Source organism: Streptomyces sp. S063 (assembly GCF_002832675.1).
GTDB classification, from domain to species: Bacteria; Actinomycetota; Actinomycetes; order Streptomycetales; family Streptomycetaceae; genus Streptomyces; species Streptomyces sindenensis.
Window position 1 is genome coordinate 7,208,354 of sequence record NZ_CP021707.1, and the last position, 22,132, is coordinate 7,230,485.

The following is a 22,132-nucleotide window of genomic DNA, read 5'->3' on the forward strand; positions in this document are numbered from 1 at the left end:
CTCCTCGTCGGGCACCTGGAAGACGCCGAAGCCGAGCTGGGGGATGGTCACGCCGTTGTTGAGCGTGACGGTGGGAACGGTGGGCGGCCTTCCGTAGCGCGGTGCGCACCGATATGGACGGCGCGCGACGTTTACTGGCGTCGGCAATAATTGCATACGCGGGCTATGTGTAAACGCGGGCAAGATTTGGGAGGGGGGTTGTCCGATGGGGGGCGTGCCCCCATCGCCGAACCGGGGCGGTCATGTGCTGGACTGGCGCTTTCGCCCGGATCGGCCAGCACCCCGGATACAGGAGTTCTTGTGAGCAGTTACCGGCAGCCCGGCGTCGTCCTCACCGACCGCCGCTTCACCGTGCCCCTCGACCACAGCGACCCCGCCGGCGAGCAGATCGAGGTGTACGGCCGGGAAGCGGTCGCCGCCTCCCGGGCCGGCGAGGAACTGCCCTGGCTGGTCTATCTGGAGGGCGGTCCCGGCTTCGGCGCGCGCCGGTTCGTCGGTACGGAGGCCTGGCTCGGCCGGGCCCTGCGCGAGTTCCGGGTGCTGCTCCTGGACCAGCGGGGGACCGGTCTCTCCACCCCCGCCAACCGGCAGACCCTGCCGCTGCGCGGCGGCCCGCGCGAGCAGGCCGGCTACCTCGCCCACTTCCGCGCCGACTCCATCGTCCGCGACTGCGAGCTGATCCGGCAGCGGCTCACCGGCGGAGCACCCTGGACGGTCCTCGGCCAGTCCTTCGGCGGCTTCTGCGCCGTCCGCTACCTCTCAGCCGCCCCGGAAGGGCTGAAGGAGGTCCTGATCACCGGCGGGCTGCCCTCGCTGGACGCGCACGCGGACGACGTCTACCGGGCCGCGTACCCCCGCATCGAGCGGAAGGTCGCCGCCCACTACGCCCGCTACCCGCAGGACGTCGAGCGCGCCCGCGCCATCGCCGCCCACCTCGCCCAGCATCGGCCCGAGTACGCCGGACACCGGCTCACCCCCGAGGGCTTCCAGTCGCTCGGCATCATGCTCGGCTCCGGCAGTGGCGGCCACCAGCTGCACTACCTGCTGGAGAACGCGTTCGTCCGCACTCCGCACGGCACCGAACTCTCCGACACCTTCCAGGAAGCGATGCGCACCGCCGTCTCCTTCGCCGGACACCCGCTCTACGCCCTGCTGCACGAGGCCATCTACGGGCAGGGCGAACGCGCCACGGACTGGGCCGCCGAGCGCGTACGGGGAGAGTTCCCGCAGTTCGACGCGGCGACCGCGCTGAAGGGCGACGGGCCGCTCCTCTTCACCGGCGAGACCATCCACCCCTGGCACTTCGACGTCGACCCGGCGCTGCGGCCCCTGCGCGAGACCGCCGAGCTGCTGGCCCGGCGGACCGACTGGCCGGTGCTGTACGACCCCGAACGGCTCGCCGCCAACGAGGTCCCGGTCGCGGCGGCCGTCTACCACGACGACATGTACGTCGACACCGCGGACTCGCTGCGCACGGCGGCGGCGATCCGAGGGCTGCGGACCTGGGTGACGAACGAGTACGAGCACGACGGGGTCCGCGCGGGTGGCCCCCGGGTCCTGGACCGGCTGCTGTCCCTGGTGCGCGACGAGGCCTGACCCGGCCGGGTCAGCGCTGGAGCTCCTCCAGCGTGGCGTCCAGGTCGCCGGCGGCCCGTGGGGCCCGGTTGTGCGGCAGCTTGGAGAGGACCGCCGCCATTCCGCAGGTGTTGCTGAGCGCCGAATAGACCAGGCCCGTGCCGACGCCCGCGGAGAGCCAGCGCGCCGCCGGGAAGCGAATCCCCGCCACCAGGCCCGCCACCACCAGCGAACCCGCCGCGAGCCGCACCTGACGCTCCATGGCCCACGTGGTGCGCGCACCCTCGGGGCGGTCCAGGCCGCGGCCGTCGCCCTCCCAGGCGGACGTGCCGCCGGTCAGCGTCACGGCCTCGATGTCCGCGCCCGCGAGGATCTCGCACGCCCGGGTGGACCGGACCCCCGAGGCGCACACCACCAGCAGCGAACCGCGCGCGGAGGCGGACTTGAGCGCGGGCAGGGCGTCCGGCAGTTTGTCGAGCGGGATGTTGAGGGCGCCGGGGACATGCCCGGCGGCGTACTCGCCCGGAGCCCGCACGTCGATCACGGTGAACTCCTCCAGGCGGGCTGCGGCCTGGGCGGGGGAGAGGGAGGCGGGGGTGGGCACGAGGGGCTTCCTTTCGTTCGGCCGGACTCCAGCGTCGCACGTCCGCCGCCGGAGCCGGGGGTAGCCTGCCCGTATGACGCCGCAGCGACTCGAACCCATGCCCGGCGACTGGCAGCGCGCCCTGGCCGTGGTCGCCCACCCGGACGACCTGGAGTACGGCGCGGCCGCCGCCGTTGCCGAGTGGACCGACGGCGGGCGTGAGGTCGTCTACCTCCTCGCCAGCCGCGGCGAGGCCGGGATCGACACCCTGCCGCCCGAGGAGTGCGCACCGGTGCGCGAACGGGAGCAGCGGGCGAGCGCCGCCGTCGTCGGCGTACGGACCGTGGAGTTCCTGGACCACCGCGACGGCGTCATCGAATACGGCACCGGGCTGCGCCGCGACATCGCCGCGGCCATCCGCCGTCACCGCCCCGAACTGGTCGTCACGCTCAATCACCGGGACACCTGGGGCGGGCCGCCTGGAACACCCCCGACCACCGCGCGGTCGGGCGCGCCACCCTCGACGCCGTCGCCGACGCAGGCAACCGCTGGATCTTCCCCGACCTGGACGAGCAGGGACTCCAGCCGTGGAAGGGGGTGCGCTGGATCGCCGTGGCGGGCAGCGACCGGCCCACCCACGCGGTCGACGCGACGGCCGGCCTCGAACGCTCGGTCCGCTCGCTGCTGGAACACCGTACGTACATCGAGGCGCTGACCCGACAGGACCCGGAACGGTACTGCCGGACCTTTCTGACGGGCATGGTCGAGGCCGCCGCCGAGCGGTTCGGCGGCCGGCCCGCGGTCACCTTCGAGGTCTTCGCGCAGTAGGGCACGTCGTCGTGTGAGGTGCCCGGTCGGCGAGATTGTCCGGTTGACAAAACGGCTTGCCGATTCTGCAATGGCCGGATGAAGGAACGCGACCGGGACGACCCGGAACTGGAGTCCGTCCTCTCCGGCGTCGGCCCCCGACTGCGCCGACTGCGCAAGGACCGCGGGGTCACCCTCGCCGCCCTCTCGGCCGCCACCGGCATCTCCGTTTCCACGCTCTCCCGGCTGGAATCCGGCGGTCGTCGCCCCAGCCTCGAACTGATGCTGCCGATCGCCCGCGCCCACGAGGTGCCGCTCGACGACCTCGTGGGCGCCGCACCCGTCGGCGACCCCCGGGTGCGGGCCAAGCCGATCGTGCAGCACGGCCGGACCATGCTGCCGCTGACCGCCCGGCCGGGCGGCCTCCAGGCGTACAAGCTGATCCAGGAGCCCGGCAGTGGCGGCCCGCCGGAGCAGCGCACGCACGAGGGATACGAGTGGCTGTTCGTGCTCTCCGGCAAACTGCGGCTGCTGCTGGCCGAACACGATCTGGTGCTGGAGCCGGGCGAGGCCGCGGAGTTCGACACCCGGCTGCCGCACTGGTTCGGTCCCGCCGGGGACGAGACGGTGGAGTTCCTCAGCCTTTTCGGTCCGCAGGGCGAGCGGATGCACGTACGGGCGAAGCCCCGGCGCGGCTGAGGTCCGAAGCCTTCCGAGGTCCGGGCCGGGGGTGTTCCCAGATCGACAAGCGACCGCTTAGTATGCGGCGCAGCAGTGGTAATGCCGACCGCTTCGGCGGTTGACGCCGACAGTGTTGTGGAGGCCCCTCATGCAGGCATGGCGAGTGCACCGGAACGGCGAGCCGGGCGAGGTGATGCGGCTGGAGGAGACGGACCGGCCCACGCCCGGCGACGGGCAGGTGCTCGTCGAGGTCCGCGCGGCGAACGTCAACTTCCCCGACGCCCTGCTCTGCCGGGGCCAGTACCAGGTGCGGCCGCCGCTGCCCTTCACTCCGGGCCTGGAGGTGTGCGGCACCACCGAGGACGGACGGCGGGTCCTCGCCAACCCCGTTCTGCCCCACGGCGGCTTCGCCGACTGGATCGTCGCGCACGAGGCGGCCCTGCTGCCCGCCCCCGACGCCCTGGACGACGCCGAGGCGGCCGCACTGCACGTCGGCTACCAGACGGGCTGGTTCGGCCTGCACCGCCGAGCCCACCTCCAGCCCGGCGAGACCCTCCTCGTCCACGCGGCGGCCGGCGGTGTCGGCAGCGCCGCCGTCCAGCTCGGGAAGGCCGCGGGCGCGAAGGTCATCGGCGTCGTCGGCGGCCCCGACAAGGCTGCCGTCGCCCGCGAGCTCGGCTGTGACCTGGTCATCGACCGGCGGAGCGAGGACATCGTCGCCGCCGTCAAGGAAGCCACCGGCGGGCGCGGCGCGGACGTCGTCTACGACCCGGTCGGCGGCGACGCGTACACCAAGTCCACCAAGTGCGTCGCCTTCGAGGGGCGCATCCTCCTCATCGGCTTCGCCAGCGGAGTCATCCCCACCCCGGCCCTCAACCACGCCCTGGTGAAGAACTACTCGGTCGTCGGACTGCACTGGGGCCTCTACAACACCAAGGACCCGGCCGCCGTCCGCGCCTGCCACGAGGAGCTGACCAAGCTCGCCGAGCAGGGCATCGTGAAGCCGCTGATCAGCGAGCGTGTCGCGATGGCCGATGCGGCCGACGCCGTCCAGCGCGTCGCCGACGGCACCAGCACCGGCCGCATCGTCGTCCTTCCCGGAGACGCCCGATGAGCCCCGCCGTGGACGCCGCCGAGGTCCGCCGCCGCACCCGCGAGCTGCTCGCCGCGCACCCGCCCGCCACCATCGGGCGCACCGACTTCCTGAAAGCCCGCTTCGACGCCGGACTCGCCTGGGTCCACTACCCGGTGGGCCTCGGCGGGCTCGACGCGCCCCGTTCCCTCCAGCAGGTCGCCGACGCCGAACTCGCCGCCGCCGACGCGCCGGACAACGACCCGCGCCGCATCGGCATCGGCCTCGGCATGGCCGCGCCCACCATCCTCGGCTTCGGCACCGACGAGCAGAAGCGCCGCTTCCTGCGCCCCCTGTGGGTGGGGGAGGAGGTCTGGTGCCAGCTGTTCAGCGAGCCGGGTGCCGGTTCCGACCTCGCGGCGCTGGCCACCCGGGCCGTCCAGGACGGGACCGGCGACTGGATCGTCGACGGCCAGAAGGTCTGGACGTCCAGCGCCCACCTGGCACGCTGGGCGATCCTCATCGCCCGCACCGACCCCGACCTGCCCAAGCACCGGGGCATCAGCTACTTCATCTGCGACATGACCGACCCCGGCGTCGAGGTCCGGCCGCTGCGCCAGATCACCGGCGAGGCCGAGTTCAACGAGGTCTTCCTCACCGGCGTACGCATCCCCGACAGCCACCGGCTCGGACCCGTCGGCGAGGGGTGGAAGGTCGCCCAGACCACCCTGATGAACGAGCGCGTCTCCATCGGCGGCTCCCGCATCCCCCGCGAGGGCGGCATGATCGGCCCGGTCGCGAAGACCTGGCGCGAACGCCCGGAGCTGCGCACCCCCGACACCCACCAGCGCCTGCTGACCCTCTGGGTCGAGGCCGAGGTCGCCCGGCTCACCGGCGAGCGGCTGCGCCAGCAGCTCGTCGCCGGACAGCCCGGACCCGAGGGGTCGGGCATGAAGCTCGCCTTCGCCCGCCTCAACCAGGAGATCAGCGGCCTGGAGGTCGAACTCCTCGGCGACGAGGGTCTGTTGTACAGCGACTGGACCATGGCCCGCCCGGAGCTGGTCGACTTCACCGGACGGGACGCCGGTTACCGCTATCTGCGCTCGAAGGGCAACTCCATCGAGGGCGGAACCAGCGAGGTCCTGCTGAACATCGTGGCCGAACGCGTCCTCGGGCTGCCCGCCGAGCCCCGCAACGACAAGGACGTCGCCTGGAAGGACCTGAGCCGATGACCGCCCCCACCCAGCCCCCCGCCACCCCCGACCTGCTCTACTCGCAGGACGAGGAGGATTTGCGCTCCGCCGTCCGCGCCCTCCTCGCCGACCGGGCCGACGCGCCGACGGTCATCGCCGCCACCGAGTCCGACACGCCGTACGACCCGCGGCTGTGGTCCTCGCTGGCCGCTGACATCGGCGCGGCCGGACTGCTCGTCCCCGAGAAGCTCGGCGGCCAGGGCGCGTCCCACCGTGAGGCCGCCGTCGTCCTGGAGGAGTTGGGCCGCAGCGTCGCCCCCGCCCCCTACCTGACCAGCTCCGTCGTGGCCACCGAGACTCTGCTCGGGCTCGGTGCCGAGGACGGGCCGGCCGCCGCACTCCTCGGCGAACTGGCCTCCGGAGCCCGTACGGCCGTGCTCGCCGTGCCCTTCGCGACCCCGCCCGCAGGGGCGGGCCCGGTCCTCGCCGCACTCGACGGCACGGTCCGGGGCGTCGCCGACGCGGCGGCCGCCGATGTCCTGCTGGTGCCGACCGCCGAGGGGCTGTACGCGGTCGAGACCTCGAGCCCCGGCGTCACCGTCGAGGCGCTCGTCCCGCTCGACCTGACCCGCCCGCTCGCCGCCGTCACCCTGACCGGGGCGGCCGGGACCCTGCTGGCCGACGCGGACGCGAGCGCCACCGCCGTACGGCGCGGACTGCTCGCCGGGGCCGGACTGCTCGCCTCCGAACAGCTCGGGATCGCCGAGTGGTGCCTGACCGAGACCGTCCGCCACACCCGCGAACGCCACCAGTTCAACCGGCCGGTCGGATCGTTCCAGGCGCTCAAGCACCGGATGGCACAGCTCTGGCTGGAGGCCGTCTCGGCCCGCGCCGCCGCCCGCAACGCCGCCGACGCGCTGGCCACCGGCAGCCCCGACGCCCCGCTCGCCGTCGCGGTGGCCCAGGCGTACTGCTCGGGCGTCGCCGTGCACGCCGCCGAGGAGTGTGTCCAGCTGCACGGCGGGATCGGCATGACCTGGGAGCACCCGGCGCACCTGTATCTCAAGCGGGCCAAGGCGGACTCCGTGGCGTACGGCTCGGCGGGCAGCCACCGTGAGGAGGTCGCCGAGCTGGCGGAACTCCCGGCCCCGTAGCGCTCGACCGTCTTCGGACACGTCGGCCGACTCGTCCATTGCGGTGGTGTGCGCGTGCGAGGCGATCCGTTCCGTCCCGGTGGCCGTTTGTCCGTGGGGCGCGAGTGCGCTCGGACAGACGACTGACAAGGGTGTGAGGCACGCGATGACGGACATGGATCGCAGGAGGGTTTTGCGGCTGACCTCGGCGGCGACCGTTGCCGGGGGACTGGTCGTCGGGGCGGACGGGGCCGCCCACGCGGCGCGCAGGGCGGCCCGCCGGATCGTTCTCACCGGCAGGCGCACGGGCGCGAACATCCCGGACGTCCTCACGGCCGGCGTCCCGTACTTCGTCCGCTACGACCTGTCGGACGCACAGGGCGCCGGTGTGGGGACCGAGAACGCGCACTGCCTGCCCGTCTCCGTGGGGCTGGACGGTTCGTCCGTCCTGGCGACGCTGGTGCTGAGCCTCGATGACGGCCTGATCACGGCTGCCACGGTCTTCCAGCGGCCGCTGCCCGCGGTGACCGAGCCTCCGGTGAACGCTCAGCCGTGGTCCCACGTCTTCGCGATCACCGGAGGGACGGGGGCCTACGTCGGCGCGGCCGGCTCGATCACGATCGACCACCCTGCGCGGGACGAGGACGTCCTCACCATCGAGCTGGCCGACGCTTCGCTGTAAAAGCGGGACCCGAGCGGCCGTTCCCTGTCGTGCCGGCCCCGGCACACCACGTCTCGACTGTCGGGGCGGGGTGTACCAGGGCCTTTTACGTGCTGTTTAATTGCATGTTGTTCGCAATAGCAGCCGACCTTCAACAGGGATGTGCAGAGATATGACGGCCCGATCGATACGGGTGGCGGTCGCCGCCACACTGGCGACCGCCCTGTCCCTGACCGCGGCGGCCTGCTCGAACCCGGACAGCGCCAAGAGCGGATCCGGGCCGGGCTCCACCTCGGCCGTCGTCGGCATCGCCTACGAGCCCGACAGCCTGAGCCCGCTGCTCGGCTACGGCAAGGACGGCAACTCCAAGATCTTCGACGGGCTGCTGGCGCTGGACGCGGACATGAAGCTCCGCCCCGCCCTCGCCGCCGAACTCCCCGAGGTCAGCGATGACGGCCTGACGTACACATACAAGCTGCGGCAGGGCGTGAAGTTCAGCGACGGCAAGCCGTTCGGCGCCAAGGACGTCGTCTTCACCTACCGCACCATCCTCGACGAGAAGACCAACAACCCTCCCGCACCGAGTTGGACGCCGTGAAGGACGTCACGGCGAAGGGCGAGGACACGGTCGTCTTCACGCTCAAGTACCCCTACGCGCCGTTCGCCCAGCGCACCGTCCTGCCCATCGCCCCCGAGCACATCGCGGGCGAGCAGGACGTCAACACCGGGGCCTTCACCACCAAGCCGATCGGCACCGGGCCCTACGTCCTCACCAAGTGGTCCAAGGGCGAGAAGCTCAGCTTCACCGCCAACCCCGACTACTGGGACGGCGCACCCGAGGTGAAGAAGTTCACCATGGCGATCATCAAGGACGACGACGTGCGCGCCACCCGGCTGCGCTCCGGCGACCTCGACGGCGCGATCCTGCCGCCCAACCTCGCCAAGGGCTTCGCGAACGACAAGGCCAAGAAGACCTACGCCGCGAACAGCTACGACTACCGCACGGTGACGCTCCCCACCAACAACAAGGTCGCGGGAGACACCGCCGTGCGCCGCGCCCTCGACGTGGCGGTCGACCGGCAGACGATGGTCGACGCCATCCTCAACGGCAGCGGCAAACCGGCCTACGGCCCCGTCCCCACCGACAGCGAGTGGTTCACCGAGGGCACGGAACGCAAGCACGACCTCGCCGCCGCGAAGAAGATCCTGGACGAGGCCGGATGGAAGCCGGGCAAGGACGGCGTCCGCGTCAAGGAGGGCGTGCGCGCCACCTTCCCCCTCTGGTACCTCAGCGGTGACAAGCTCCGCCAGGAGCACGCACTCGCCTACGCCTCCGACGCCAAGAAGGCGGGCATCGACATCCGTACCGAGGCCGGAACCTGGGAGGTCATCGAGCCCCGCATGAAGCACGACGCCGTGCTCGCGGGCGGCGGCTCCCCGGCCGACCCCGACTTCGACCAGTACACCCTGCTCAAGTCCTCCCTCGCGGGCGACGGCTTCAACAACATGGCCTGGTACGACAACAAGGCCGTCGACGCCGCGATCGAGGCGGGGCGCAGGAGCGGGGACAAGGCCGAGCGGAAGAAGGCGTACGACACCGTCCAGCGCGAGCTGGTGAAGAACCCGGGCTACACCTTCCTCACCCACATCGACCACCTCTACGTCGTCGACGACCGCTTCGGCTCCCTCACCACCCAGGTCGAGCCGCACGACCACGGGCTGGCCTCCGGCCCCTGGTGGAACGTCGAGAAGTGGTCCACCGAGAACGCCGGGGACGCGAAGAAGTGAGCCGGCGCCTCCCCTGGGGGCCGATGGCGAGGATGGCGGGACGGCGGGCGCTGTTCGCCGTCCCCGTCCTCGGCGTCGTCACCTTCGGCGTCTTCGCCGTCGCCGCCGCGTCCCCCTTCGACCCGGTCAAGGCCTACGCGGGCACCGCCGGGCTCACCGCATCACAGGAGAACCTCGACCAGCTGCGGGCCAACCTCGGCGTCGACCAGCCGCTCGTCGCCCGCTGGTGGGACTGGCTGACCTCCGCCCTCCAGGGCGACCTCGGCGACTCCAGCGTGATGCGCCAGCCCGTCGCCGACGTCATCGCGGAACGCATGGGCTGGTCCGTCCTGCTCGCCGCCACCGCCTTCCTCATCGCGATCCTGCTCGGCACCGGCCTCGGCGTCCTCGCCGCCCGTAGGCCCGGCGGCTGGCTCGACCGGTGCGTCAGCTCCGTCGCGTACACCCTGGAGGCCGCCCCCGCCTTCTGGCTCGGGCTGCTCGCCATCTGGTTCTTCGCCCTGAAGCTCGACGTCCTGCCCGCCGGCGGACTCACCGACGCCGCCAGCGACGTCGTCACCTTCGGCCAGGTCGCCTCCCACCTGGTGCTGCCCGCGGCCGTCCTCGGCATCTCCCAGCTGCCGTGGTTCTTCCTGTACGTACGCCAAGGGGTCGCCGACGCGCTGGCCGAGGACCCGGTCCGGGGCGCCCGCGCCCGGGGACTGAGCGAGCGCACCGTGCTGCTCGGCCACGCCCTGCGCTCCGGGATGCTGCCGATGCTCACCCTCATCGGCTCCCGCGTCCCCGAACTCATCACCGGCGCGCTGCTCGTCGAGACGGTCTTCAGCTGGCCCGGCATCGCCGCCGCCACCGTCCAGGCCGCCACCTCGGTGGACTTCTCCCTGCTCGCCGCGCTCACGGTGCTCGCCACCGCCGCCGTCCTGCTCGGCAACCTGCTCTCCGACCTCCTCTACGGACTCGCCGACCCCCGGGTGGCCTTCGATGGCTGAGACCGCTCTCGCCCGGCCGGGGCGCACCACCCGCCGCGTCCGGGTCGTCACCTCGGCGGTGATCGTCACCGTCGTGGCGCTCGCCGTCCTCGTCGTCCCGCCACTGGCCCAGCTCGACCAGCAGGCCGTCGACCTGGCCAACAAGCTCGACCCGCCGTCCCTCGCCCACCCCTTCGGAACCGACGACGTCGGCCGCGACCTCCTGCTCCGCTGCGTCTACGGCCTGCGCGTCTCCTTGCTCGTGGGCCTGGTCGCCGCCCTCACCGCCACCGTCATCGGCACGGCGATCGGCGCGCTCGCCGGAGCGTTCGGCGGCTGGGCGGACCGGATCGTGATGCGGGTCGTCGACGCCCTGTCCTCCATCCCGCACCTGCTGCTCGGCATCTTCATCGTCGCGATGTTCCGGCCCGGCGTCTGGCCGGTGATCGTCTCGGTCGCCCTGACGCACTGGATCTCCACCGCCCGGATCGTCCGCTCGGAAGTGCTCTCGCTGCGCTCGCGCCCCTTCATCGACGCGGCCGTCTCCGGCGGCGCATCCCGCACCCGGGTCATCGTCCGCCACCTGCTGCCCGGTGTGCTGCCGCAGGCGGGACTCGCGGCGGTGCTGATGGTGCCGCACGCGATGTGGCACGAGTCCGCGCTGTCCTTCCTCGGCCTCGGCCTCCCGGCCCATCAGGCGAGCCTCGGCAACCTCGTCCAGTCCGCGCGCGGTTCGCTGCTCGCGGGGACTGGTGGCCCACCCTCTTCCCCGGCCTCTTCCTGATCGTCCCGACCCTCGCGCTCGCGGGACTCGCCGGAGCCTGGCGCGACCGGATCAACCCGCGCCGGAAATCGGAGCTGATGCTGTGACCGTCGACCGCGAGAACACCGTGGTGCCCGTCCTGGACGTCCGGGACCTCTCCGTCCGCTTCCGGATGCGCGGCGGCCGGGACATCGCCGCCGTCACCGACGCCCGCTTCTCCGTCGCGCCGGGGGAGTGCCTGGCCCTGGTCGGCGAGAGCGGCTGCGGCAAGTCCGTCCTGGCCTCCGCCCTGCTCGGCCTGCTGCCCGCCAACGCGGCCACCACCGGAAGCGCGGTGCTCGGCGGCGACACGGACCTGCTCACCGCCGGCGAAGACACCCTCGCCCGCACCGTACGGGGACGGCGCATCGGTCTCGTACCGCAGAGCCCCGCAGCCCACCTCACCCCTGTGCGGACCGTCCGGGCCCAGCTGGAGGAGAGCCTGCGCGAGCTGACCGGAGCCCGGGGCGGCGAGCTGCCGAATGCCGCCGCGGCGGCCGCCGCCCGCGCCTCGTTCCCCGAGGGGCATCTCGACCGCTACCCGCACGAACTCTCCGGCGGCCTCGCCCAGCGCGCGGCGACCGCCCTCGCCCTGATCGGCGACGCCCCGCTGCTGCTCGCCGACGAACCGACCACCGGACTCGACCGGGATCTCGTCGAGCGGACCGTGGACGAACTGCGCCGCCACACCGACGAGGGCCGGGCGCTGCTGATCATCACCCACGACCTGGCCGCCGCCGAACGCATCGCCGACCGGGTCGCCGTGATGTACGCCGGCCGGATCGTCGAGATCGCGGAGGCGGAGACCTTCTTCGGCGCCCCCGGCCCCCGCCACCCGTACGCCAAGGGGCTGCTGAACGCCCTGCCCGAGCGGGAGTTCATCCCGATCCCCGGGATGCCGCCGGAGCTGGGCGCGCTGCCCGACGGCTGCGCCTTCGCCGACCGCTGTGCGTACGCCGACGCCCGCTGCACCGGCGAACGACCGGCCTTCACGGCGGGCCTGGCCTGCCACCATGCGCCGACCGGCCGGGCGGCCTCCCCGTCGAAGGAGTCCGCCGATGCTTGAGCTGAACCGGATCACCGCCGGCTACGACCGCCGCGACCCCGTCGTCCGCGGTGTGTCCCTGCGCGTCGCGGCGGGCGAGGCGGTCGGACTGCTGGGCCCCAGCGGCTGCGGCAAGTCCACCCTGGCCAAGGTCGCCGCCCTCCTGCACCGCCCGGACGCCGGAACCATGACCCTCGACGGCACGGTGATACGCGGCTGGCGGCACCGCGCCCCGCGCGAGCAGCGCACCGCCGTCGGTGTCGTCTTCCAGCAGCCCCGGCTCTCCGCCGACCCCCGCCTCAGCCTGCGCGAACTGATCGCCCAGCCGCTGCGGTCCACCGGCCGTCGCCGGGACGTCCCCGAGCGGGTGGCGGAACTGGCCCCGCTGGTCGGCCTCTCCGCCGAGCTGCTGGAGCGCCGGCCGCACGCGGTGAGCGACGGCCAGCTCCAGCGTGCCTGCCTCGCCCGGGCCCTGGTGCTGCGGCCCCGGCTGCTGATCTGCGACGAGATGACCGCGATGCTCGACGCGTCCACCACGGCCGCCCTGGTCGCCGTCGTCGAGCGATACCGCGCCGAGTCCGGGGCGGCCCTGCTGGCCGTCGGCCACGACCGGGTGCTGCTGGAGCGCTGGTGCGACCGTACGGTCCGCTGGGACGAGCGAGACACGGAGAGGACACCGGCCGCGGCTGCCGGATGAACCGCTGGGAGAACACATGAACCGCTAGGAGGACAGCGAGTCGACGACCACGGAGGCCGCTTCGGCGATGAGTTCGTCGTCCGGCTCCGCGTCCTTCGTACCGCGGTGGGACAGGATGGCGATCACGATGGGCGCGGAGTCCGGGGGCCACACCACGGCGATGTCGTTGCGGGCCCCGTAGTAGCTGCCGGTCCCGGTCTTGTCACCGACGACCCAGTTCTCCGGCACACCCGCCCTGATCACCGCGTCCCCGGTGGTGTTCGTCCGCAGCCACGTCGTCAGCTGCGCCCGCTCGGGTGCGCGCAGGGCCTTGCCCAGGACGAACGCGCGCAGATCCTCGGCCAGCGCCCGGGGCGTGGAGGTGTCGCGCTTCTCACCGGGGACCCATCGGCTCAGCTCCGGCTCCTCCCGGTCCATCCGCGTGATGTCGTCGCCGAGCTTCTCCAGCGAGGCGTCCAGGCCCTTGGGCCCGCCGACGTGGTCGAAGAGGAGGTTGGCCGCGGTGTTGTCGCTGTAGCGCACGGAGGCGTCGCACAGCTCCTTCAGCGTCATGCCGGTGTCGACGTGCTTCTCGGTCACCGGAGAGTGGGCGACCAGGTCCTCGCGGGTGTACGTCACCCGCTTGTCGAGGCCGTCCAGGGAGTAGGTGCTGAGGACGACCGCGGCCTGGAGCGCCTTGAAGGTGGAGTGGTAGGCGAAGCGCGCCCGGTCGTTGTGGGTCACCTCGCGTCCGGTGCCGGTGTCGATCGCGTACACGCCCAGCCGTGCGTCGAACTCGCGCTCCAGCTTCTTGAAGTCGCCGGTGTACGGCTTCGCCGCGGCAGCGGAGGCCGACGCGCTCGTGGCGGGCTTGGCGGACGAAGGGGGCGCGGTGGAGTCGCTCTGCCCGCAGGCCGCCAGCGGCACGAGGGACAGCACGGCGACGAGACCGGCGACGGCGGTCCTGACGCGGGGGTGATGCATGGGCGAAACCTCCTGGCGCTCCGGAGCGGAGCGTGTCGGGGACGGGGCCGCACGGTCCGTCCCGGTACGTGATCATGCCTGCCGAAGCCACCTTCGTCCCCGCCGGTCATGCGGTCCAATACGCTCCTGGGCGTTTCCATGCCGAAACCGCATAGGCTCGGGGGTGTGGATCTGGTCGGAGCGTGTCGGGCGTTCGTGAGCGTCAGCGAGTACGGCGGTTTCACCGACGGGGCCGCCGCCGCCGGGATGTCCCAGTCGGTGGCGAGCCGTCGTGTCGCGGCGCTGGAGGAGCGCTTCGGCGAGCAGTTGTTCGAGCGCACCTCCCGGCGGGCGGTGCTCACCCCCTTCGGGCGCGACATGCTGGCCGCCGCGAGGCAGCTCGTCCAGGCGGCCGATGTGCTGCTGGAGGAGGCCGAAGCCGTCAAACACAAGCCCTGGCGGCTTGCCGTCCCCGCCGTCTGCTCCGCCTCCGCCCTGGCACGCCTGGTGGCCGAGGCGCGGGGACACGGTGTCCGGCTCGACCTCCGGGCCGCCGGACCGGCGCGACGCAGGGAGCTCCTCCGGGTCCAGCAGGTGCGCGCCGCACTGCTCGCCGTACCCGCGGAAGGGGCGGCCTGGTCCGTGCCGCTGGGGCTGGCCGGGGCGCGGGACGCGGGGGTGCGCCGGATCTACGTCGAGACACTGCGGCTCGGACGGGGAGCGCCGGGCCCGGCCCGCCGCGTCTGGATCCAGCCGGAGGACGACGTACCGCACATCCGCGACCCCCTGACACGGCTCCGGGACGCGGTGGGCCTGTGGCCCGCGCAGGTCCTTGCCGCACCGGATCTGACGGCCGCCGCGGCCGAGGTCCTCTGCTCCGACGACCTGCTGCTGTGCTCCCGGGCCCAGGCGGCGGAACTCGCCCTCGCCTGGCACCCCATCGGAGAGCTGACGCCGCGCCGGGGCTACGCCCTCACGGTCGTGGCGGACGGCAACCCCCTGCCCATGGAAGCGCGGCTGGGCGAGGCCATCACGCGCTGCCTGGGCGCTGACGACCCGGCCGGCGCCGGGGGAGGGAAGGCGGCATGAACACCGAGGCCCTGTTGCGGGACGTGCGCGCCCGGCTGTCCGAAGGCGGCCTGCGTGCGTGCCTGCTGGTGCGGGACCTGCACACGGGGGAGGAGCTGGGCATCGATCCGGACACGGACCTGCCGTCGGCCTCCCTGGTCAAGGTTCCGCTCGCGCTCGCCACGCTCGAACGCATCCGGCGCCGTGAGCTGGACGGTGCGACCCTGCTGGACGTGGCGCCCGGGCGGGTCACCACGCCGGGGCCGACCGGCCTCAGCCGCTTCCGGCACCCCGCCCGGATCGCCATCGACGACCTGCTCTACCTCAGCACCTGCCTGAGCGACGGGACGGCCGCCGACGCCCTGTTCGACCTCACTCCGCCCGCCCGGGTCGCCGACCTCCTCCAGGAGGCCGACCTGCGCGGGATCACCGTCCGGCACCACACGGAGGAACTGTTCGACACGCCCGTGGAGCGTTTCGACGCCGATCAGGTGCACCTCGCCCATGCGCTGGCCATCGACGCGGGCACCAGCGGACGCGGCCACCGGGTGCCCCAGCTCGACACGACCCGCGCCAACACCGGCAGCGCGCGCTCCTTCGTCGACCTCCTCCAGGCCCTGTGGACGCCGTCGAAGATCCATCCGGACGTGGCCGAACGGCTCCGCGACCTCCTGGCCCACAACGTGCTGCGCCATCGGCTGACCCCGGACTTCAGTTCCGACGCGAGCCGATGGTCCTCCAAGACGGGCACGCTGCTGAATCTGCGCCATGAGATCGGGGTCGTGGAGCACGCCGACGGACAAACCTTCGCCATCGCCGTCCTGACCGAGTCGTCGGTGCCGGCCGGTGCGCAGCCGGGCGTCGACGCGCTGATGGCCGAAGCCGCCCGACGGCTGCGCGACCACCTCAGACAGCTCTAGGTCGAAGGGCTCTGTCATCACATTCCCGCCCATCGTGCGACGACGGGAGGTGGACGACAGCCCCGAGGGCCAGTCGCCTGCCGGCCGGGTGTCCGGCCGGCGACACGCCCCCGAGATGGCCGTGGCGTGAAACATCGCCGAACACCTGTCAGGTACCTGACGGAAATGCTCGTCGCGCCCCCATACTCGTCGCGACCCCGTCCGCCGCTCAGGGAGTCCCCATGGCCCACCTCACCCGTCGCCGCGCGCTCACCGTCGCCCTCGCCACCGCCGCAGCGGGCGTCGCCGTCCCCACCGCGACGGCGGTCGCCGCACCCGCCCGTCCGCGCGGCCCGCGTCCGTTACGCCATGCCCACGCGCACAACGACTACCTCCACCCACGCCCGCTGCACGACGCGCTCGCCCACGGGTTCACCAGCGTCGAGGCGGACATCTTCCTGGTCGACGGCGAACTGCTCGTCGCCCACGAGCCCGCCACCCTCGACCCCACCCGCACCCTCGCCTCGCTCTACCTCGACCCGCTCGCCGCCCTCGTCCGCGCCGGACACGGCGGCGTCCACCCGCACCACCGCGCCCCGCTGCAACTCCTCATCGACATCAAGGCCGACGGCGTCGCCGCCTACCACGAGCTGGACCGGCAACTGCGCCGCCACCACCGCATGCTCACCCGCTACCAGCACGGCCGTACCGTCCCCAAGGCCGTCACCGCCGTCATCTCCGGAGACCGCGCCGCCCGGACCCCCATGGCGGCCCAGCGCACCCGCCTCGCCTTCTACGACGGCCGCCTCGACGACCTCGGCACCCCGGCCCCCGCCTCCTTCGCCCCGCTCGTCAGCGCCAACTGGACCCAGAGCTTCAGCTGGCTCGGCGCGGGCCCCTTCCCCCGGGCCGAGCGCGACCGGCTCCGCACCCTCGTCACCACCGCCCACCGCGAAGGCCGCCGCATCCGCTTCTGGGCCACCCCGGACGTGGCGGGCCCCGAACGCGAGGCCGTCTGGTCCGAACTGCTCGCCGCCGGGGTCGACCACCTCAACACCGACGACCTGGCAGGGCTCGAGAACTTCCTGCGGGCGCGACGGCACAGCGCACCGGCCTCGTAACGCACGACCTCCCGGAAGTACCCGTTCGGCGGACACGCCAGTGCGCCGAACGGCCCCTCCGCTACGCCACACTGGCGGCCGAAAGCCGCAAATCAGGCGCGGCGGAGGAGGTTGGTCATGGCCATTTCGATTTCCCTGGTGCTGCTTCTGGTGATCCTCGCGGTGATCTTTCTGCGCAACGGCGGACTGAAGGTCTCGCACGCCCTGGTCTGCCTCCTGCTGGGCTTCTTCCTCGCGGGTACGAGCATGGCCCCGACCATCCACGACGGCGTAGGGGCCACCGCAGACCTGGTGAGCAGCCTGCACCCCTGACCGTCCGCATCCACCCCGGACATCCCGCACAATGGGCAGATGTCTTTTCCGCCCTCCGGCCGGCATTCGGGCGCCGCCCACCACGAGTACTGCAACACCGCTCTGTGCTGCCGGTGCCAGATGCGGACCTGGACGACCAAGGCGGGCAACGAGCGACTCTGCGGTCCGTGCGCGGCCTGCTGCCACGAGTGCGGCCGGGCCCCGCGCCCCATCTGGACGGGCTCGACGGCGGGCTGTGCGCCGAGTGCCGCGGACTGTGCGGCCGCTGCCACGCCCCCCGGCGCCCCGACGGCTCCTGCTCCTGCGACCGCTGGCGGGAGAACGCCCGGAGCAACCCCCGCGGCTATGTCCTCCAGGCACTGCCGCACCAACTCCTCCAGGCCCTCGGCGGCCGGGTGCCCAGCACCGTCCACGACCTCATCCACCAGGAGATCGCCGTCCGCAGCGCCGCCCAGCTCCGTGAGCGCGTCGAACGGCGCTGGAACCTCCGCTGGGCCCACGCGCTCGGCGAACTCGACGAGGACGGCCGCCGCCGGTGGAGCGCCCAGGACATCGCCGAACAGCTCCTGCGGCCCGGCTCCTGCACCGACCCGCTCTGCGAGGACGGCTACCACCTCACGACCGACGCCCCCTGCGTCCACTGCCGGCAGCCGCTGCACCGCTTCGTCACCTCGGTCGCCGACCACACGGCCACCACGGAGCACGCACGCTCCACCGCCGCGGAGATCCGCCGGGCCATGAAGGAGAACCGCTCCCGCCCCCGGCGCCCGCAGCGCTGAGGAACCGCGCCCCACTCACGGGACGACCGGGACCGCGTCGTCCTCGCCGACTCGCGCCGGCGCGGCCCGCGCACCGCTCGCCGGCAGGGCGCCGACGGGCGGCACGTTCCTCATCCGTCCCCCTCCATCAGACGGGAACGGATGAGGAAGCGCACCCCCTCCGGGGCCTCCAGCGAGAAGCCGCTGCCGCGGCCTTCCACCACATCGACGATCAGCCGGGTGTGGGCCCACACCGCGTACTGGCTTCGCGACATCCAGAAGGGCACCGTTTCGGACATTCCCTCGACGGCGAGTTCCGCCAGCAGCACATCGGAGTCCCCGGTGCGGAACTCACCCGCCGGATAGCACATCGGCGCGCTGCCGTCGCAGCAGCCGCCCGACTGATGGAACATCAGCGGACCGTGCTCCGCCCGCAGCCCCCGCAGCAGAACGGCCGCGGCGGGCGTCAGCCCGACGGCGGGTGATACCGGGTCACACTCCATGGACCTGCCCCTTTCCGGCCGTGTCAGCGCTGCGACAACCGGACGCAAGTCAACTCGACCGGACGTTGCGACCGGGTTGCACACCCTATGCTCGCGCCCATGGAGCAACGGGAAGTCGTGAAGCGCGTGATCGGCATCCTCACAGAGGCGCGCGAAATGCAGCGTCTGCTGGAGGCGGACCTCGAACGGGAAGATCTGGACGCGGGAGCGGGCGCCGTCACCGCCCTGCTGAACGAGACGATGCCCCACATCGCCATCCCCGACGACTTCTCCGTCGAGGAGGTGGTCGCCGTCGTCGGGCGCGAGGTCGGCGGCGCGGTCGAACAGCTCGTGAGCGCCTTCACTCTGGCATTCACGATGCTGGCCCAGGTCCACGACTCCGGGCAGACCGACGTGTCGTCGGCCGACGTCCTCCAGGACCTCGCGCTGCGGGTCGAGGGCGGCGGCCCGGACGACGACGACAATCCGCTGCTGTAGCCCCCTGCGTTCCACGGCACGCGTATGCATAGTGGAGGGAGGAAGCGCGTATCTCCCTCGCGGCATGGAGGCAGCTGTGGGAAAGAGCACCGAGATAGCCCGCGCCAAAGCGCGGAGGCTCAAAGGCATGATCAAGGAATCGGACGGCATCGCCCTCGAGAACGAGCGGCTGAAGGCCGAGGGCCGGAGGGAACAGGCCGAGGCCCGCCGCGAGGAGGCCCTGGCACGCGCGTCGCGGGATGCTTCCGGCCACTGAGAGCGAGCGAGGCGCCCGTGCCGTCACCGTACGGCCGGGCGCCCTCGCCATGTCCCGCGCGCCCTGCCCGCCCGGGCTCCTTCGCCGTGGCTCGCGGCGTCACCGTACGGCCGGGCGAGCTGTCACCGTTCTGTTCGGGCGCCTTCGCCGTGATCCGCGCCGTCGCGATACCGGGCCTTCGCCCGGCCCGCGCCTTTGCGCCGCCCCGCGTCCGTGCCTCCGCGATGCCACCCGGCGGTCACTTCCGGGCGAGGGCCGCCTCCCGGACCGTCTCGGCCGTCTCCCGGTCGAGAGCCGCCCTGACCAGCGCCGCGGCGAACGCGGCCCGGTCCCGGTCGCGCGCCACGTCGAGGAGCCGATCGCCGGAGGTCGGCAGACCGAGCCGCTCGGCCCCTGAAGCCCCTTGGCACCGACCCAGAACCCGGTCTCCGGCCACACGGCCTGCACCTCGCGCACGAAGATGCCGGCGCCCGCCGGGCCGATCCCTGGGACACGCCGGAGTCCCGCCCGCAGCGCCTCCGTGTCACCGTCCGCCTCCGCGCGCAGCCGCCGCAGGTCGCCCTTCCAGACGTCGAGAACGAGGTCGGCTCCCTCCCCGAGCTGGGTCGAGGTCCGCTCGTCGTAGCGGCGGTAGCCGCCCTCGCCCAACGCGTCCACACGCTGCTGCCAGGTCGCGTCCGCCATCCGGCGAGGCGTGCGCATCCCGTGCGCGAACAACGCCCGCGCGGCGGCCACGGCGACCGAGGCACGGATCCGGGCGCTCAGCAGCTGGCTCAGCACCAGCAGCTGGTAGAGCGGCTGAGGGGTGTCGCGCAGTCGGATCCCCGCCTCCTCCGCGTACGTCCGCCCGCACTCCTCCAGCAGCGCGTCGGCGGTCCGGCGCGCCGATGCGGATACCGTGCCGGTCATCCGTAACCGAAGATCCGGGCGAGGAAGAACCCGGCGACCACGAGCGCTCCCAGCACGATCAGGGCGGTCCAGACGCCCGGGTGCTCCCACAGCCCTCCGTCCGCGCGTTCCTCGTGGGCCTCGCCGATGGAACCCTCGGCCGGCGGTGTCTCTCCTGGGGGATTCACTAGTACAGCCATGCCTCCAGGGTCTCTCCGACCGCGGCCCCGCGCACGCCGTCGGGATTCCCGCGCCCGGATGCGGGGCCGTACGGCGGAGCCCGGCCGGGAGGAGCGCTGCGGCGGGGCGAATCGGGGCACCGTCAAGGAATGCCCCGAGTCTCCGCCCCCGTCGTCAAACTCGTGCAGCGCACCACCGAACCCGCCGGAGTGCAGACGCTGCGCTCGACGGCCGCCGCCGTCATCGCCTACTCCGTCGCCGTCTGGCTCCTGCCCGAACCGGCCCCGCTCACCGCGCCCCTCACCGCGCTCCTCGTCGTCCAGGTGACCCTCTACGCGACCCTCACGACCGGCATCCGCAGGGTGAACTCGGTCATCGTCGGCGTCCTCATCGCCATCGGCTTCAGCTCCCTGGTGGGGCTGAGCTGGTGGAGCCTGGGCCTCACCATCTTCACCTCCCTGCTGATCGGGCGGCTGGTCCGGGTCAACGAGTTCGTGCCCGAGGTGGCGATCAGCGCGATGCTCGTCCTCGGCGTCTCGCAGGTCGCCGACACCGCCTGGGACCGGGTGTGGGAGACATTGATCGGTGCGGTGGTCGGGCTCCTGTTCAACCTGCTGCTCGCCCCGCCCGTCTGGGTCGGCTCGGCCGGCGCCTCCATCGAGTCGCTGGCCGCCCGGATGGGCACGATGCTGCGCAGCATGGGCGAGGAGGTCGTGGGGAACAACCCCGTTTCCCGGGCCGCCGCCCGGCTGCACGAGGCCCGCAGGCTCGACCACGACATCGTGGAGGTCGACGCCTCCCTGCGCCAGGCGGAGGAAAGTCTGACCCTCAACCCGAGGGTGAGACAGGGGCTGCTCCACCGGGTCGTCCTGCGGACCGGGCTCGACACCCTGGAGATCTGCGCCGTCGTCCTGCGCGTCCTCTCCCGCACCCTCACCGACCTGGCGAAGGCCCGTACCGAGGAGTCACTCTTTCCCGCCGATGTGTCGGAGCTGCTCCAGGAGCTCTTCGGACACCTCGCCGATGCGCTCGAGAGCTTCGCCGTCCTGGTCACCACCCAGCTGGCCGCCGACGCCGAGGCGGCCGAGGAGGGGCTCGCCGAAGCGCTCGTGCGCAGCCGGGCCACCCGCGACCGCGTGGCGGACCTGTTGCTGGAGGACGTCCAGGAGCACCCGCGCCAGTGGCAGCTGCACGGCGCTCTGCTGGCCGAGATCGACCGGGTGCTGGCCGAACTCGACATCGAGGAGCGCACCAAACGGCTCGGCGAGGAACTGGACCGCCGCTCGGGGGAGGCGCACGCGCGCCACCCCCGCCTGCGCGCGCTCCTGCGACGGCTCGGCCGGCAGCCCGTCTGACCCGCGGGGCCGCGCACGTCAGGGCTCCACCGCCGGTTCCGGCGATCCGGCCCCGACCCACGCGGGATGCGGAGGCGGCCGGTCGCTGGTTCGCTGGGGGCAGAGGTCCCGTACCCGGCGTGCAAGGAGTGGTGATGAGCGGTTCGGACGAACCCGCCGACCTGGCTCGGCAGATGCGTGAGAAGGCCCAGCAGCTCCACGAGGCGGCTGAGCGCGCGAGCGACCCGCAGGAGCGCGAGCGGCTGGAGAAGAAGTCCCGGTCGATCCGGGACCGGAGCGAGCAGCAGAGCGCCATGGAGGCCGGGGACATCTACCCCGAGAAGTAGCCTCGTCGGCGCCTGGCCACCCGCCCGCCCGCGGAGGACGTA

General features: G+C 72.7%; 21 protein-coding genes and 5 pseudogenes. 21 read left to right on the forward strand and 5 right to left on the reverse strand.

Annotated elements, in window-relative coordinates:
* Positions 1-300 precede the first annotated feature (300 nt).
* Complete coding sequence (locus CCZ36_RS32715) at positions 301-1,596, forward strand: alpha/beta fold hydrolase (RefSeq protein ID WP_128819202.1); 1,296 nt, start codon at positions 301-303, stop codon at positions 1,594-1,596.
* Between the two features lie 10 nt (positions 1,597-1,606).
* Here CCZ36_RS32715 and CCZ36_RS32720 read toward each other — a convergent pair whose 3' ends face one another.
* Positions 1,607-2,179 carry a rhodanese-like domain-containing protein gene (locus CCZ36_RS32720; protein ID WP_069736014.1) on the reverse strand — a complete coding sequence of 191 codons (573 nt, stop codon included), beginning with the start codon at positions 2,177-2,179 and terminating at the stop codon, positions 1,607-1,609.
* A 73-nt stretch (positions 2,180-2,252) separates the two neighbouring features.
* Here CCZ36_RS32720 and CCZ36_RS32725 point away from each other — a divergent pair.
* The 11 genes and pseudogenes from CCZ36_RS32725 (at position 2,253) to CCZ36_RS32775 (ending at position 13,005) form a co-directional block, all read left to right on the forward strand.
* A pseudogene (locus tag CCZ36_RS32725) lies at positions 2,253-2,986 on the forward strand (PIG-L deacetylase family protein).
* A gap of 78 nt (positions 2,987-3,064) precedes the next feature.
* Positions 3,065-3,664: a helix-turn-helix domain-containing protein gene (locus tag CCZ36_RS32730; RefSeq protein WP_069736012.1), complete on the forward strand. Its 600-nt coding sequence runs from the start codon at positions 3,065-3,067 to the stop codon at positions 3,662-3,664.
* Positions 3,665-3,794: 130 nt separating this feature from the next.
* On the forward strand, positions 3,795-4,760 hold the full coding sequence (locus CCZ36_RS32735; RefSeq protein ID WP_069736011.1) for an NADPH:quinone oxidoreductase family protein: 966 nt from the start codon (positions 3,795-3,797) through the stop codon (positions 4,758-4,760).
* Entirely contained in the window at positions 4,757-5,950 is a 1,194-nt protein-coding gene (locus CCZ36_RS32740) for an acyl-CoA dehydrogenase family protein (protein WP_128819203.1), read from the forward strand. Before CCZ36_RS32735 ends, CCZ36_RS32740 begins: the two co-directional genes overlap by 4 nt.
* Positions 5,947-7,065: an acyl-CoA dehydrogenase family protein gene (locus tag CCZ36_RS32745; RefSeq protein WP_128819204.1), complete on the forward strand. Its 1,119-nt coding sequence runs from the start codon at positions 5,947-5,949 to the stop codon at positions 7,063-7,065. Before CCZ36_RS32740 ends, CCZ36_RS32745 begins: the two co-directional genes overlap by 4 nt.
* Positions 7,066-7,210: 145 nt before the next feature.
* Positions 7,211-7,726, forward strand: a complete 516-nt coding sequence (locus CCZ36_RS32750; RefSeq protein ID WP_069741707.1) for a hypothetical protein — start codon at positions 7,211-7,213, stop codon at positions 7,724-7,726.
* 151 nt (positions 7,727-7,877) lie between these two features.
* Positions 7,878-9,493 (forward strand): annotated as a pseudogene (locus CCZ36_RS32755) (ABC transporter substrate-binding protein).
* 23 nt (positions 9,494-9,516) lie between these two features.
* Positions 9,517-10,482 (forward strand): ABC transporter permease, encoded by a 966-nt coding sequence (locus CCZ36_RS32760; RefSeq protein ID WP_079134026.1) that lies wholly within the window; start codon positions 9,517-9,519, stop codon positions 10,480-10,482.
* Positions 10,475-11,331 (forward strand): annotated as a pseudogene (locus tag CCZ36_RS32765) (ABC transporter permease). The gene CCZ36_RS32760 and the pseudogene CCZ36_RS32765 overlap by 8 nt, the downstream one beginning before the upstream one ends.
* Entirely contained in the window at positions 11,328-12,329 is a 1,002-nt protein-coding gene (locus CCZ36_RS32770; RefSeq protein ID WP_128819205.1) for an ABC transporter ATP-binding protein, read from the forward strand. Before CCZ36_RS32765 ends, CCZ36_RS32770 begins: the two are co-directional and overlap by 4 nt.
* Positions 12,322-13,005 carry an ABC transporter ATP-binding protein gene (locus CCZ36_RS32775; protein WP_128819206.1) on the forward strand — a complete coding sequence of 228 codons (684 nt, stop codon included), beginning with the start codon at positions 12,322-12,324 and terminating at the stop codon, positions 13,003-13,005. Before CCZ36_RS32770 ends, CCZ36_RS32775 begins: the two co-directional genes overlap by 8 nt.
* 24 nt (positions 13,006-13,029) lie before the next feature.
* On the opposite strand, the gene bla is transcribed toward CCZ36_RS32775, so the two are convergent.
* Entirely contained in the window at positions 13,030-13,968 is a 939-nt protein-coding gene (gene bla, locus CCZ36_RS32780) for a class A beta-lactamase (protein ID WP_069741704.1), read from the reverse strand.
* Between the two features lie 165 nt (positions 13,969-14,133).
* Between bla and CCZ36_RS32785 the strand changes: the two genes are divergently transcribed.
* From CCZ36_RS32785 to CCZ36_RS32805, 5 genes and pseudogenes are all read left to right on the forward strand, one after another.
* Complete coding sequence (locus CCZ36_RS32785) at positions 14,134-15,036, forward strand: LysR family transcriptional regulator (protein ID WP_079134025.1); 903 nt, start codon at positions 14,134-14,136, stop codon at positions 15,034-15,036.
* Positions 15,033-15,935, forward strand: coding sequence for a serine hydrolase (locus tag CCZ36_RS32790; protein WP_069736000.1), 903 nt, complete (start codon positions 15,033-15,035; stop codon positions 15,933-15,935). The genes CCZ36_RS32785 and CCZ36_RS32790 overlap by 4 nt, the downstream gene beginning before the upstream one ends.
* Before the next feature lie 221 nt (positions 15,936-16,156).
* Complete coding sequence (locus tag CCZ36_RS32795; protein ID WP_069735999.1) at positions 16,157-17,035, forward strand: phosphatidylinositol-specific phospholipase C/glycerophosphodiester phosphodiesterase family protein; 879 nt, start codon at positions 16,157-16,159, stop codon at positions 17,033-17,035.
* A gap of 117 nt (positions 17,036-17,152) precedes the next feature.
* The gene (locus CCZ36_RS32800) at positions 17,153-17,347 is read left to right on the forward strand and encodes a hypothetical protein (protein WP_006129323.1); all 195 of its coding nucleotides are present in this window, start codon (positions 17,153-17,155) and stop codon (positions 17,345-17,347) included.
* Between the two features lie 39 nt (positions 17,348-17,386).
* Positions 17,387-18,126: pseudogene (locus tag CCZ36_RS32805) on the forward strand (hypothetical protein).
* 110 nt (positions 18,127-18,236) lie between these two features.
* Here CCZ36_RS32805 and CCZ36_RS32810 read toward each other — a convergent pair.
* The gene (locus tag CCZ36_RS32810) at positions 18,237-18,608 is read right to left on the reverse strand and encodes a DUF779 domain-containing protein (RefSeq protein ID WP_128819207.1); all 372 of its coding nucleotides are present in this window, start codon (positions 18,606-18,608) and stop codon (positions 18,237-18,239) included.
* 87 nt (positions 18,609-18,695) lie between these two features.
* Here CCZ36_RS32810 and CCZ36_RS32815 point away from each other — a divergent pair, with 87 nt between their 5' ends.
* Both CCZ36_RS32815 and CCZ36_RS32820 read left to right on the forward strand, forming a co-directional pair.
* A complete protein-coding gene (locus CCZ36_RS32815) occupies positions 18,696-19,085 on the forward strand; it encodes a hypothetical protein (protein ID WP_069735996.1) in 390 nt (129 codons plus the stop codon).
* A 76-nt stretch (positions 19,086-19,161) separates the two neighbouring features.
* A complete protein-coding gene (locus CCZ36_RS32820) occupies positions 19,162-19,341 on the forward strand; it encodes a hypothetical protein (protein ID WP_069735995.1) in 180 nt (59 codons plus the stop codon).
* Positions 19,342-19,579: 238 nt separating this feature from the next.
* Here the strand turns inward: CCZ36_RS32820 and CCZ36_RS32825 are convergent.
* A pseudogene (locus CCZ36_RS32825) lies at positions 19,580-20,250 on the reverse strand (endonuclease).
* The gene (locus CCZ36_RS32830) at positions 20,247-20,429 is read right to left on the reverse strand and encodes a DUF6480 family protein (RefSeq protein WP_069735993.1); all 183 of its coding nucleotides are present in this window, start codon (positions 20,427-20,429) and stop codon (positions 20,247-20,249) included. Before CCZ36_RS32830 ends, CCZ36_RS32825 begins: the two are co-directional and overlap by 4 nt.
* Positions 20,430-20,558: 129 nt before the next feature.
* Between CCZ36_RS32830 and CCZ36_RS32835 the strand changes: the two genes are divergently transcribed.
* Both CCZ36_RS32835 and CCZ36_RS32840 read left to right on the forward strand, forming a co-directional pair.
* Positions 20,559-21,764: an FUSC family protein gene (locus CCZ36_RS32835; protein WP_128819208.1), complete on the forward strand. Its 1,206-nt coding sequence runs from the start codon at positions 20,559-20,561 to the stop codon at positions 21,762-21,764.
* Between the two features lie 134 nt (positions 21,765-21,898).
* Complete coding sequence (locus tag CCZ36_RS32840; RefSeq protein ID WP_069735991.1) at positions 21,899-22,090, forward strand: DUF6381 family protein; 192 nt, start codon at positions 21,899-21,901, stop codon at positions 22,088-22,090.
* Positions 22,091-22,132 lie beyond the last annotated feature (42 nt).

Excerpts from the sequence above, each read along its gene's own strand:
- CCZ36_RS32775 (WP_128819206.1), top strand. The coding sequence starts at position 12,322 with ATGCTTGAGCTGAACCGGATCACCGCCGGCTACGACCGCCGCGACCCC.
- bla (WP_069741704.1), bottom strand. The coding sequence starts at position 13,968 with ATGCATCACCCCCGCGTCAGGACCGCCGTCGCCGGTCTCGTCGCCGTG.
- CCZ36_RS32795 (WP_069735999.1), top strand. The coding sequence starts at position 16,157 with ATGGCCCACCTCACCCGTCGCCGCGCGCTCACCGTCGCCCTCGCCACC.
- CCZ36_RS32800 (WP_006129323.1), top strand. The coding sequence starts at position 17,153 with ATGGCCATTTCGATTTCCCTGGTGCTGCTTCTGGTGATCCTCGCGGTG.
- CCZ36_RS32790 (WP_069736000.1), top strand. The coding sequence starts at position 15,033 with ATGAACACCGAGGCCCTGTTGCGGGACGTGCGCGCCCGGCTGTCCGAA.
- CCZ36_RS32750 (WP_069741707.1), top strand. The coding sequence starts at position 7,211 with ATGACGGACATGGATCGCAGGAGGGTTTTGCGGCTGACCTCGGCGGCG.
- CCZ36_RS32740 (WP_128819203.1), top strand. The coding sequence starts at position 4,757 with ATGAGCCCCGCCGTGGACGCCGCCGAGGTCCGCCGCCGCACCCGCGAG.
- CCZ36_RS32830 (WP_069735993.1), bottom strand. The coding sequence starts at position 20,429 with ATGGCTGTACTAGTGAATCCCCCAGGAGAGACACCGCCGGCCGAGGGT.
- CCZ36_RS32840 (WP_069735991.1), top strand. The coding sequence starts at position 21,899 with ATGAGCGGTTCGGACGAACCCGCCGACCTGGCTCGGCAGATGCGTGAG.
- CCZ36_RS32760 (WP_079134026.1), top strand. The coding sequence starts at position 9,517 with ATGGCGAGGATGGCGGGACGGCGGGCGCTGTTCGCCGTCCCCGTCCTC.
- CCZ36_RS32810 (WP_128819207.1), bottom strand. The coding sequence starts at position 18,608 with ATGGAGTGTGACCCGGTATCACCCGCCGTCGGGCTGACGCCCGCCGCG.
- CCZ36_RS32815 (WP_069735996.1), top strand. The coding sequence starts at position 18,696 with ATGCTCGCGCCCATGGAGCAACGGGAAGTCGTGAAGCGCGTGATCGGC.
- CCZ36_RS32735 (WP_069736011.1), top strand. The coding sequence starts at position 3,795 with ATGCAGGCATGGCGAGTGCACCGGAACGGCGAGCCGGGCGAGGTGATG.
- CCZ36_RS32835 (WP_128819208.1), top strand. The coding sequence starts at position 20,559 with ATGCCCCGAGTCTCCGCCCCCGTCGTCAAACTCGTGCAGCGCACCACC.
- CCZ36_RS32730 (WP_069736012.1), top strand. The coding sequence starts at position 3,065 with ATGAAGGAACGCGACCGGGACGACCCGGAACTGGAGTCCGTCCTCTCC.
- CCZ36_RS32745 (WP_128819204.1), top strand. The coding sequence starts at position 5,947 with ATGACCGCCCCCACCCAGCCCCCCGCCACCCCCGACCTGCTCTACTCG.